This is a genomic window from Pseudocitrobacter sp. CD920760, from assembly GCF_057782505.1.
The window spans coordinates 4,679,982-4,691,982 of sequence record NZ_CM173490.1 but is presented as its reverse complement, the minus strand read 5'-3'; the positions used below and the strand labels follow the sequence as shown (position 1 = coordinate 4,691,982).

The following is a 12,001-nucleotide window of genomic DNA, read 5'->3' as shown; positions in this document are numbered from 1 at the left end:
TGACGGAGAGGCGTTATTCGCGCGAATATGTCACGAAAATTTGAAGATTAGGCGATTTTTACCAGCGTACGGCCCTGCGCCTGATTGTTGATAATCGCTTCGGCAAACTGCGGTGCTTTATCAAGGGTGATTTCCGTCGCACTCTGGGCGTAGAACGATTCTGGCAGATCTTTCACCAGACGCTCCCACGCGGCGGTACGGCGCGCAATCGGGGTCATCACTGAATCGACGCCCTGCAAACGGACGTTGCGCAGAATAAACGGCATCACGGTGGTCGGCAGGGCGAAACCGCCCGCCAGGCCGCAGGCCGCCACGCAGCCGCCGTAGTTCATTTGCGCCAGTACTTTCGCCAGCACTTTATCGCCGACGGTATCGACGGCCCCGGCCCAGACCTGTTTTTCCAGCGGGCGCGTTTCTGCGAATTCATCACGCGCCAGAATTCGGTTTGCGCCCAGCTGGCGCAGGTAATCGTGGGTGCTTTCGCGACCTGAAACAGCGGCCACCTGATAACCCAGTTTATGCAGTAGCGCGACCGCGGTGCTGCCTACGCCGCCGCTGGCGCCGGTAACCACAATTTCACCGTCTTGCGGACGAACGCCCGCGTCTTCCAGCGCCATCACGCACAGCATGGCAGTGAAACCGGCGGTGCCGATAATCATCGCTTTACGGCCATCGAGCCCATTTGGCATTGGCACCAGCCAGTCACCCTTCACGCGTGCGCGCTCAGACAAACCGCCCCAGTGGTTTTCGCCCACGCCCCAGCCGGTCAGCAGCACGGGCTGGCCTGGTTGAAAACGTGCGTCGTCGCTGGCGTGTACCGTACCGGCGAAATCAATACCGGGCACCATAGGGAAGTTGCGGATAATTTTGCCTTTCCCGGTGATTGCCAGCGCGTCTTTATAGTTCAGGCTGGACCACTGAATATCTACGGTGACATCCCCTTGCGGCAACAGGCTGTCGTCGATGCGCTGTACCGATGCAAGGGTTTTTCCGTCCTGCTGTTCTAAGATTAATGCCTGCATAACCCGTCCTCAATGGCTCGATGTTTGGTAAAATTTCTCTCAGAACTATACTCGCTACACACAATTCTATGTCGATTTGGCGCAATAAATTGCCAGAAACCCCTGATTTGGTAGTATGCCGGGTTCATTTGATATGTTAGTGCTCACTTTTGATGGAGCGGGCAGCCGGGGCCGGGCGATTTGTCGGGTGACGATTAACCAACGGAGTTAAATCAGGGATGCGATTAACGACGAAATTTTCCGCTTTTTTTACGCTGCTGACCGGGTTGACTATCCTGGTGACGTTGATTGGCTCGTCGCTGAGTTTTTATAACGGCATTCAATATAAAGTGAAGAGCCGCGTTGAGGCGGTCGCCACGGTGCTGGATAATCGCCTGCTGACCACGCCTTTCGAGCAACTGGGTCCGCAGCTTGATGAAATGCTGGCGCCCGTGGATGTGGTGCGTGTCGATTTCCTCCAGGATGGGAAAAACATCTACCATCATGCGCGCAAAAGCAGCTACCGCCCGGTGGGCAGCTATTATCGCTATCGCGAAGTAGTGATTGATTCTGTTAAGCATCCTGGCATGCAAATTAAGCTGGAGTATCAGGATCCGATGGCGAACTACTTCCGTTCGCTGATGACCACACTGCCGCTGACGCTAACCATCGCCTTTATGGTATTGATGGTGTTTATCGCTGTGCGCTGGCTGCGTCGTCAACTGGCGGGACAAGAACTGCTGGAATCGCGGGCCATTCGCATCCTGAACGGCGAGCGCGGCGCGAAAGTGAAAGGCAGCGTTCACGAATGGCCCGCCCGCACCAGTAGCGCGATGGACGTACTGCTGTCAGAAATTCAGTTTGCCGGTGAACAGCGCAGCCGAATGGATACGCTGATTCGCGCCTATGCCGCGCAGGATAATAAAACCGGCCTCAGCAACCGCCTCTTCTTTGATAATCAACTGGCGACGCTGCTGGACGATCAGGAAAACGTCGGCGCGCACGGCATTGTGATGATGATTCGTCTGCCGGACCTCGATTTATTGCGCGACCGCTGGGGCAATGAAGCGGCTGAAGAGCACCTCTTCATGCTTATTAACCTGCTTTCCACCTTTATGATGCGTTATCCCGGCGCATTACTGGCGCGATACCACCGCAGCGACTTTACTGTATTGTTGCCGCATCGCACCCTGAAAGAAGCCGACAGTATCGCCGGGCAACTGCTCAAGGCGGCGGATGCGCTGCCGATAACCAAAATTCTCGACCGCGATGACATGATGCACATTGGCATCTGCGCCTGGCGTAGCGGGCAAACCAGCCAGCAGGTGATGGAGCACGCGGAAGCCGCCGTGCGCAACGCGGTGTTGCAGGGCAGCAATAGCTGGGCGATTTACGATGACTCGCTGCCGGAGAAAGGGCGCGGGAATGTGCGCTGGCGTACGCTCATCGAACAGATGTTACGACGCGGCGGCCCGCGTCTGTATCAGAAACCGGCGGTCACGCTTAATGGCCGCGTGCATCACCGGGAGCTGATTTGCCGCATCTATGACGGCACTGAAGAGGTGATTGCCGCAGAGTATCTGCCGATGGTGCTGGAGTTCGGCCTGATGGAAGAGTACGACCGCTTGCAGATAAACCGCGTGCTGCCGTTCCTGAATTTCTGGCCGGAGGAAAACCTGGCGTTGCAGGTGTCGGTTGAGTCACTCATTCGCCCGCGCTTTCAGCGCTGGCTGCGTGATGCTTTAATGCAATGCGAAAAATCGCAACGCAAACGGATTATTTTTGAACTTGCAGAGGCGGATGTTTGTCAATATATCAGCCGTTTGCAGCCCGTCGTGCGTTTGATTAACGCATTAGGGGCCAGGATCGCCGTTATACAGGCAGGTTTAACCCTGGTGAGCACCAGTTGGATCAAGCAACTTGAGGTTGAACTCATCAAGCTTGACCCAAGCCTGGTGCGCAATATTGAGAAGCGGAGTCAAAACCAGTTGCTGGTGCAAAGCCTGGTTGAAGCCACGAAAGGCACAACCATGCAGGTTTTTGCGCCGGGCATCCGGAGCCGTAGTGAATGGCAGGTACTGACAGAGTGTGGCGTTTCCGGCGGGCAAGGTGATTTTTTTGCCGCTTCACAACCACTTGACACGAATGTGAAAAAATATTCGCAAAGATACTCTGTTTGACCTGCTGTTTAGCGTGTTTATCACGTAGAATAATGCGCGCGGTTTATTCGGGGGTGTGCGTGTCTGCTCGCCGGGTATATGTCGCATCATGCAAGTCGACGACCTTTGAAACAGGTTGCAAGTCCAGATTGGGATACGGTTAATGACTCCCGACGCTGATGGAGCCAGGTTGGATTTGTAACAGAGGAAACGAACTGCACTAATTTTCACCGTTGCAGATGATTTTTGCGCCTTGTCGCTGCTGCGTGTGGTTGGTAAAGTAAGCGGATTTTGTTTTCCGCCCCAGCTTTCAGGATTATCCCTTAGTATGTTGAAAAAATTTCGTGGCATGTTTTCCAATGACCTGTCCATTGACCTGGGTACTGCGAATACCCTGATTTACGTAAAAGGACAAGGCATCGTATTGAATGAGCCTTCCGTGGTGGCCATTCGTCAGGATCGTGCTGGTTCTCCGAAAAGCGTCGCTGCCGTCGGTCATGACGCCAAACAGATGCTGGGTCGTACGCCTGGCAACATCGCAGCCATCCGCCCGATGAAAGACGGCGTTATCGCTGACTTCTTCGTTACCGAAAAAATGTTGCAGCACTTTATTAAACAAGTGCACAGCAACAGCTTCATGCGTCCGAGCCCGCGCGTACTGGTTTGTGTGCCGGTTGGCGCCACGCAGGTTGAGCGTCGTGCGATTCGTGAATCCGCACAGGGCGCAGGCGCGCGTGAAGTGTTCCTGATTGAAGAACCGATGGCTGCGGCAATCGGCGCAGGCCTGCCGGTTTCCGAAGCGACCGGCTCTATGGTGGTTGATATCGGTGGTGGTACCACTGAAGTGGCGGTTATCTCCCTGAACGGCGTGGTTTACTCCTCTTCCGTACGTATCGGCGGCGACCGTTTCGATGAAGCTATCATTAACTACGTGCGTCGTAACTACGGCTCTCTGATCGGTGAAGCTACCGCAGAGCGCATCAAGCACGAAATTGGCTCCGCTTACCCGGGCGACGAAGTGCGTGAAATCGAAGTACGTGGCCGTAACCTGGCTGAAGGCGTACCACGCGGTTTCACCCTGAACTCCAACGAAATCCTCGAAGCGCTGCAAGAGCCGCTGACCGGTATCGTAAGCGCCGTCATGGTTGCACTGGAACAGTGTCCGCCGGAACTGGCGTCCGACATCTCCGAACGCGGTATGGTTCTGACCGGTGGTGGTGCGCTGCTGCGTAACCTTGACCGCCTGTTAATGGAAGAAACGGGCATTCCTGTCGTTGTTGCTGAAGATCCGCTGACCTGTGTGGCGCGCGGTGGCGGCAAAGCGCTGGAAATGATCGATATGCACGGCGGCGACTTGTTTAGCGAAGAGTAGTCAGCCTGAGTCCGGGGTAGCTTTCGGGCTACCCTTGATTTTACTGACACGAGAATACGCATAGCCTATGAAGCCCATTTTTAGCCGTGGCCCGTCGCTACAGATTCGCCTTATCCTGGCGGTTCTGATCGCGCTTGGCGTTATCATCGCCGACAGCCGCCTCGGTACGTTCAGTCAAATCCGAACGTACATGGATACCGCCGTCAGTCCTTTCTATTTTGTCTCCAATGGTCCCCGTGAATTACTCGACAGCGTGTCGCAAACGCTGGCCTCACGTGACCAACTCGAACTTGAAAACCGGGCACTTCGCCAGGAACTGCTGCTGAAAAACAGCGACCTGCTGATGCTGGGTCAGTACAAACAAGAAAACGCCCGCTTACGTGAATTGCTGGGTTCGCCGCTGCGTCAGGATGAGCAGAAAATGGTGACGCAGGTGATCTCCACCGTTAACGATCCGTACAGCGATCAGGTGGTTATCGACAAAGGCAGCGTCAATGGCGTCTATGAAGGCCAGCCGGTCATCAGCGACAAAGGCGTTGTCGGCCAGGTGGTGGCCGTCGCCAAACTGACCAGCCGCGTCCTGTTGATTTGCGATGCTACACATGCGCTGCCGATTCAGGTGCTGCGTAACGACATCCGCGTGATTGCCGCCGGTAACGGCTGCACCGACGATCTCCAGCTTGAACACCTGCCTGCCAACACGGATATCCGCGTCGGCGACGTGCTGGTGACGTCAGGCCTCGGCGGTCGTTTCCCGGAAGGGTATCCGGTTGCGGTAGTCTCCTCCGTGAAGCTCGATACCCAGCGCGCGTACACCGTGATTCAGGCGCGTCCAACCGCCGGCTTACAGCGTCTGCGCTATCTGCTGCTGCTGTGGGGCGCCGATCGTAACGGCGCGAACCCGATGACGCCGGAAGATGTGCATCGCGTGGCTAACGAACGTCTGATGCAGATGATGCCACAGGTGTTGCCATCCCCGGATTCCATGGGGCCGCCAACGCCGGTTCCTGCGCCTGCCACGGGGCTTGCAACCTCGCCTGCGGAAACCCAGCCTACTGAGCTCTCCCCTCAGGGAGGGCCATAGTGGCAAGTTACCGTAGCCAGGGACGCTGGGTAATCTGGCTCTCGTTTCTTATCGCACTGCTGCTACAAGTGATGCCCTGGCCGGACAACATTATTGTTTTCCGGCCCAACTGGGTTCTGCTCATCCTGCTTTACTGGTCACTGGCGCTGCCGCATCGGGTGAATGTCGGTACGGGTTTTGTGATGGGCGCGATTCTGGATCTCATCAGCGGTTCAACGCTCGGCGTGCGCGCGCTGTCGTTGAGTATCGTGGCGTATCTGGTGGTGCTCAAGTATCAGCTGTTTCGTAATCTGGCGCTCTGGCAGCAGGCGCTGGTCGTCATTCTGTTATCGCTTGCCACGGATATTATTGTTTTCTGGTCAGAGTTTTTAGTGATCAACGTCTCTTTCCGACCGGAAGTATTCTGGAGTAGTGTAGTCAATGGCGTACTCTGGCCGTGGATCTTCCTCCTGATGCGCAAAGTTCGTCAGCAATTCGCCGTGCAATAAAGGTCGTTATGAAAATTTATCTCGCTTCAGGCTCCCCGCGTCGCCAGGAACTGCTCACCCAACTGGGTGTGGCGTTTGAAAAAATCGTTCCAGGCATTGAAGAGCAGCGCCGTCCGCAGGAAAGCGCGCAGCAATACGTGACGCGGCTGGCGCGAGAAAAAGCACAGGCCGGGGTGGTGATGGTCAATCAAGACCTCCCGGTTCTGGGCGCGGATACTATAGTTATCCTCAATGGCGAAGTGCTGGAGAAACCGCGTGATGCCGCCCATGCGGCAGAGATGCTGGGCAAGCTTTCAGGGGAAACGCATCAGGTGATGACCGCCGTCGCGCTGGCAGACCGCCAGAACACGCTCGACGCGCTGGTGGTCACCGATGTGACGTTCAGAGTACTTTCCGAACACGATATCGCAGGCTACGTTGCCAGCGGTGAACCTTTAGATAAAGCAGGTGCATACGGTATTCAAGGGTTGGGTGGCTGTTTTGTCAGGAAGATAAATGGCAGCTATCACGCCGTAGTCGGCTTACCGCTGGTGGAAACGTATGAGTTGCTCAGTAACTTTAACTCACTACGTGAGGAAAGGGATAAACATGACGGCTGAATTATTAGTAAATGTGACGCCATCCGAAACGCGTGTGGCGTATATCGATGGCGGCATTTTGCAGGAAATTCATATTGAGCGTGAAGCGCGACGCGGAATAGTAGGCAATATCTACAAGGGTCGTGTCAGTCGGGTATTGCCAGGGATGCAGGCGGCATTTGTAGATATTGGTCTGGATAAGGCCGCATTCCTTCACGCCTCCGATATCATGCCGCACACCGAGTGCGTGGCGGGCGAGGAACAAAAACAGTTCACCGTGCGCGACATCTCTGAGCTGGTGCGTCAGGGGCAGGACCTCATGGTGCAGGTGGTGAAAGATCCGCTCGGTACCAAAGGCGCGCGTCTGACAACCGATATCACGCTCCCTTCCCGTTATCTGGTCTTTATGCCTGGCGCGTCCCACGTCGGTGTCTCCCAACGTATTGAAAGCGAAGCCGAACGTGAACGCCTGAAAAAGGTGGTGGCGGAATACTGCGACGAGCAGGGCGGGTTTATCATTCGTACGGCGGCAGAAGGCGTGTGCGAAGAGGATTTAGCCTCTGACGCCGCGTACCTCAAACGCGTGTGGACCAAAGTGATGGAGCGTAAAAAACGCCATCAGACGCGTTATCAGATGTACGGTGAACTGGCGCTGGCGCAGCGTGTGCTGCGTGATTTCGCCGATGCCCAGCTTGACCGCATTCGCGTTGATTCGCGTCTGACTTATGAAGCGCTGCTGGAATTTACCGCCGAATACATTCCGGAAATGACCAGTAAGCTGGAGCACTACACCGGCCATCAGCCGATTTTCGATCTCTTTGACGTCGAAAATGAAATTCAGCGCGCGCTGGAACGTAAAGTTGAACTGAAATCGGGCGGCTATCTGATTATCGATCAGACCGAAGCGATGACCACGGTGGATATCAACACCGGCGCGTTTGTCGGCCACCGTAATCTCGACGACACTATCTTCAATACCAACATTGAAGCGACCCAGGCTATCGCGCGCCAGCTGCGCCTGCGTAATCTGGGCGGCATTATCATCATCGACTTTATCGATATGAATAATGAAGATCACCGCCGTCGCGTGCTGCACTCGCTGGAGCAGGCGCTGAGCAAAGATCGCGTGAAAACCAGCATTAATGGCTTCTCTCAGCTTGGACTGGTGGAGATGACCCGTAAGCGCACCCGTGAAAGCGTGGAGCATGTGCTTTGCAATCAGTGCCCGACGTGTCATGGACGCGGAACGGTGAAAACTGTTGAGACGGTATGTTATGAGATCATGCGTGAAATTGTGCGCGTGCATCATGCGTATGATTCCGATCGTTTCCTGGTGTATGCGTCACCGTCGGTGGCGGAAACCCTGAAAGGCGATGAGTCGCACGCGCTGGCGGAAGTTGAAATCTTCGTCGGCAAGCAGGTAAAAGTACAAATTGAACCGCTCTACAATCCAGAGCAGTTTGATGTGGTTATGATGTAAAGCAGCCTGCCAGGCACAAGGAGAGAAGCGTGAGGCGATTGCCGGGGATATTACTGCTCACCGTGGCAACATTGATTGTCATTGCTGCGCTGCTGGTGAGTGGCCTGCGCCTCGTGCTGCCGCATCTGGACGAATGGCGCCCGCAAATCTTCGCGAAAATCTCCTCGGCGGTGGGGCAACCGGTGGAAGCCTCGAAAATTCAGGCCAGCTGGGAAAACTTCGGCCCCACGCTTGAAGTACGCGATATTAAAGCCGTGCTGGATAACGACGGCGGCGAGATGTCGATTAAACGCGTCTCGCTGGCGCTGGACGTCTGGCAGAGCCTGCTGCATATGCGCTGGCAGTTCCGCGATCTCACGTTCTGGCAGCTCAACATTCACACCAATTCGCCGCTGCAAAGCAATGACAGCAGCGACAGCATGGAAGGCGATCGCATCGGCGATCTCTTCCTGCGCCAGTTTGACCAGTTCACCCTGCGCGACAGCCACCTGAGTTTCCTGACCCTTTCCGGCCAGCGGGCCGAGCTGGCGATCCCGCAGCTCACCTGGCTGAACGGTAAAAATCGTCACCGCGCGGAAGGTGAGCTGAGCCTGACCAGCCTCACCGGGCAGCACGGGGTGATGAAAGTGCGTATGGATCTGCGTGATGAAAACGGCCTGCTGAACAAAGGCAAGCTGTGGCTACAGGCGGATGACATCGACGTCAAACCCTGGCTTGGCAAATGGATGCAGGACAATATCGCGCTCACCAGCGCGCGCTTCAGTCTTGAAGCCTGGGCGACTGTCGATAAAGGCGAAATTGCCAGCGGCGACGTCTGGTTGAAAAAAGGCGGCGCGAGCTGGAAAGGCGATAAAGACGATCACCAGCTCGCCGTGGATAACCTGACGGCGCACCTCTCGCGTGAAAAAGCCGGTTGGGAATTCCGCATTCCCGATACGCGCATCACCATGGATGGCACGCCATGGCCGCGCGGTGCGCTGGCGCTGGCGTGGATCCCCGAGCAGGAAGTGGGCGGCAAAAACAGCGTGCGCAGCGATGAACTGCGCATTCGTGCCAGTCATCTTTCCCTTGCCGGGCTCAACGGCCTGTTACCGATTGCTGACAAACTCTCCCCGACGCTTGGCGAAATCTGGCGCACCACGCAGCCGAACGGCACGATTGACTCGTTGGGGCTCGATATTCCGCTTCAGGCCACGGAGCAAACCCGTTTTCAGGCTACGTGGAATGATTTAGCGTGGAAGCAGTGGAAGCTGCTACCCGGCGCGGAGAATGTTTCTGGCGAGCTGTCCGGTAGCGTTGAAAACGGCGCATTGAAAGTGAACATGCAGCAGGCGACGATGCCGTATGAAACGGTCTTCCGCGCGCCGCTGGAGATTGCCAAAGGTACCGCTACGCTCAACTGGCTGAATAACGACAAAGGCTTCATGCTGGATGGCCGTCATATCGATGTTGAAGCCAAAGCCGTCCGCGCCGCAGGCGGTTTCCGTTACCTGCAGCCGAAAGACGACCAGCCCTGGCTGGGCATTCTGGCGGGCATCAGCACCGACGATGGCGGCCAGGCCTGGCGCTATTTCCCGGAAAATTTGATGGGCAAAGAGCTGGTCGATTATCTCAGCGGCGCGATTAAAGGCGGCCAGGCTGATAACGCGACGCTGGTGTATGGCGGTAATCCGCATCTCTTCCCGTACAAGCATAACGAAGGGCAGTTTGAAGTGTCGGTGCCGCTGCGCAATGCCACCTTTGCCTTCCAGCCTGACTGGCCCGCGCTGACCGACCTCGACATTCATCTCGACTTCCTCAACGATGGCTTGTGGATGAAGGCCGACAAAGTGGCACTGGGCGGCGTCACGGCGACTAACCTTAACGCCATGATCCCGGACTACGCCAAAGAGAAGCTGCTGATTGATGCCGACATCAACGGGCCGGGTAAGGCGGTTGGGCCGTATTTCAATGAAACACCGCTGAAAGAATCGTTAGGCGCGACGCTGGATGAACTCCAGCTTGATGGGAATGTGAGCGCTCGCTTACAACTTGATATTCCCCTCAATGGCGAGCTGGTGCATGCGACTGGCGATGTGGCGCTCAATAACAACAGCCTGTTTATCAAACCGCTCGACAGCACATTGCAGAACCTGAGCGGCAAATTTAGCTTCTCCAACGGCGATTTGCAGAGCCAGCCGATGACCGCGACCTGGTTTAATCAGCCGCTGAAGGTTGATTTCAACACCCGTGAAGGTGAGAAATCGTATCAGGTTGACGTCAACATGGACGCCAACTGGCAACCGTCGCGCACGGGCGTGCTGCCGAAAGCTATCAACGACGAAATCAGCGGCAGCGTGCCGTGGCAGGGGAAAGTCGCTATTGAGCTGCCGTATCGCGGTAGCCCCACGTACAAAGTGGGCGTCACCGCTGACTTGAAAAATGTGAGTAGTCACTTACCTGCGCCGGTAGATAAAGCCGCCGGTGAGCCGCTCCCGGTGAAAATTGACGTTGATGGCAACCTGAAAAGTTTCGATTTAACCGGCAAAGTGGGAAGTAATAATCATCTCAATAGCCGTTGGTTGCTCAACCAGAAACTGACGCTGGATCGCGCAATTTGGGCAAGCGACAGCCGTACTAATCCGCCGTTGCCCCAGCAGCAGGGCGTTGAGCTGAATCTCCCGCCGATGGATGGCGCGCAGTGGCTGGCGCTGTTCCAGCAGGGCGCGGCCAGTGATGCGAGCTCTGCCGCCGTCTTCCCGAAACAGGTCACCCTGCGCACGCCGTCGCTGACCTTAGGCGGGCAGCAGTGGAATAACCTGAGCATTGTTTCGCAGCCGTCGGCGCAGGGCACCAAAGTTGATGCGCAGGGCCGCGAAGTGAATGCCACGCTGACCATGCACGACAATGCACCGTGGCAGGCGGCGATTCGCTATCTGTATTACAACCCGTCCTCGACGCCGCTGACGCAGGCGTCGGCTGCTTCGACAGGCCCGCTTACCCGTAATCGCATCGATTTCAGTGGCTGGCCGGATCTTCAGCTTCGTTGTGCAGAATGCTGGCTGTGGGGGCAGAAATATGGTCGTATCGACGGCGATTTCGCTATTAAAGGCGACACCCTGACTCTGAGTAACGGTCTGGTGGATACCGGCTTCGCGCGGCTGACCAGCGATGGCGAGTGGGTGAATGGCCTGAGCGGCCAGCGGACGTCGTTGAAAGGTAAGCTGCGCGGCAAGAAAATTGACGATGCGGTGGCGTTCTTCGGTATCGCCACGCCGATTCGCGACTCCTCAATTAACCTGGATTACGACTTACACTGGCGCGCCAGCCCGTGGCAGCCGGACGTACCGTCGCTGAACGGTATTTTGAAAACGCGCATCGGCAAAGGTCAGTTTACCGATTTGAGCACCGGTCACGCGGGCCAATTGTTACGCCTGCTGAGCGTCGATGCGCTGCTGCGTAAACTGCGCTTTGATTTTAGCGATACCTTCACGGAAGGCTTCTATTTCGACTCCATCCGCAGCACCGCCTGGATTAAAGACGGCGTGCTGAACACGGATGACACCCTGGTTGATGGCCTGGAAGCGGACATCGCCATGAAAGGATCGGTCGATTTAGTCCGTCGTCAACTTGCGATGGAAGCGATTGTTGCGCCTGAGATTTCTGCAACCGTCGGCGTGGCAGCGGCATTTGCCATTAACCCGATTGTCGGTGCAGCCGTCTTCGCGGCAAGTAAAGTGCTGGGGCCGCTGTGGAGCAAAGTATCGATTCTGCGTTATCGCATCACCGGGCCAATCGATTCGCCGCAAATCAATGAAGTTCTGCGCCAGGCGCGCAGCGATACGAAGCAATGATTTGAC

The 12,001-nt window shown here is 56.1% G+C and carries 8 protein-coding genes; 7 read left to right on the top strand and 1 reads right to left on the bottom strand.

Annotated elements, in window-relative coordinates; translation table 11 throughout:
- Window positions 1–47: 47 nt before the first annotated feature.
- On the bottom strand, window positions 48–1,022 hold the full coding sequence (acuI, locus tag AC1MKH_RS22025; protein WP_276221072.1) for an acrylyl-CoA reductase (NADPH): 975 nt from the start codon (window positions 1,020–1,022) through the stop codon (window positions 48–50).
- A gap of 218 nt (window positions 1,023–1,240) precedes the next feature.
- Between acuI and csrD the strand changes: the two genes are divergently transcribed.
- The 7 genes from csrD to yhdP all read left to right on the top strand — a co-directional run bounded on the left by csrD (window position 1,241) and on the right by yhdP (window position 11,995).
- A complete protein-coding gene (csrD, locus tag AC1MKH_RS22020) occupies window positions 1,241–3,181 on the top strand; it encodes an RNase E specificity factor CsrD (RefSeq protein WP_276221070.1) in 1,941 nt (646 codons plus the stop codon).
- 307 nt (window positions 3,182–3,488) lie between these two features.
- Complete coding sequence (gene mreB / locus AC1MKH_RS22015; RefSeq protein WP_000913396.1) at window positions 3,489–4,532, top strand: rod shape-determining protein MreB; 1,044 nt, start codon at window positions 3,489–3,491, stop codon at window positions 4,530–4,532.
- Between the two features lie 67 nt (window positions 4,533–4,599).
- Window positions 4,600–5,616, top strand: coding sequence for a rod shape-determining protein MreC (gene mreC / locus AC1MKH_RS22010; RefSeq protein WP_276221060.1), 1,017 nt, complete (start codon window positions 4,600–4,602; stop codon window positions 5,614–5,616).
- On the top strand, window positions 5,616–6,104 hold the full coding sequence (gene mreD, locus AC1MKH_RS22005; RefSeq protein WP_015962784.1) for a rod shape-determining protein MreD: 489 nt from the start codon (window positions 5,616–5,618) through the stop codon (window positions 6,102–6,104). Before mreC ends, mreD begins: the two co-directional genes overlap by 1 nt.
- A gap of 8 nt (window positions 6,105–6,112) precedes the next feature.
- Window positions 6,113–6,703 (top strand): Maf family protein, encoded by a 591-nt coding sequence (locus AC1MKH_RS22000; protein ID WP_276221058.1) that lies wholly within the window; start codon window positions 6,113–6,115, stop codon window positions 6,701–6,703.
- Entirely contained in the window at window positions 6,693–8,162 is a 1,470-nt protein-coding gene (gene rng / locus AC1MKH_RS21995; RefSeq protein ID WP_015962786.1) for a ribonuclease G, read from the top strand. Before AC1MKH_RS22000 ends, rng begins: the two co-directional genes overlap by 11 nt.
- 29 nt (window positions 8,163–8,191) lie before the next feature.
- On the top strand, window positions 8,192–11,995 hold the full coding sequence (gene yhdP / locus AC1MKH_RS21990; RefSeq protein ID WP_327621857.1) for an AsmA2 domain-containing protein YhdP: 3,804 nt from the start codon (window positions 8,192–8,194) through the stop codon (window positions 11,993–11,995).
- Window positions 11,996–12,001: the final 6 nt, after the last annotated feature.

Excerpts from the sequence above, each read along its gene's own strand:
- acuI (WP_276221072.1), bottom strand. The coding sequence starts at position 1,022 with ATGCAGGCATTAATCTTAGAACAGCAGGACGGAAAAACCCTTGCATCG.
- csrD (WP_276221070.1), top strand. The coding sequence starts at position 1,241 with ATGCGATTAACGACGAAATTTTCCGCTTTTTTTACGCTGCTGACCGGG.
- mreB (WP_000913396.1), top strand. The coding sequence starts at position 3,489 with ATGTTGAAAAAATTTCGTGGCATGTTTTCCAATGACCTGTCCATTGAC.
- mreC (WP_276221060.1), top strand. The coding sequence starts at position 4,600 with ATGAAGCCCATTTTTAGCCGTGGCCCGTCGCTACAGATTCGCCTTATC.
- AC1MKH_RS22000 (WP_276221058.1), top strand. The coding sequence starts at position 6,113 with ATGAAAATTTATCTCGCTTCAGGCTCCCCGCGTCGCCAGGAACTGCTC.
- rng (WP_015962786.1), top strand. The coding sequence starts at position 6,693 with ATGACGGCTGAATTATTAGTAAATGTGACGCCATCCGAAACGCGTGTG.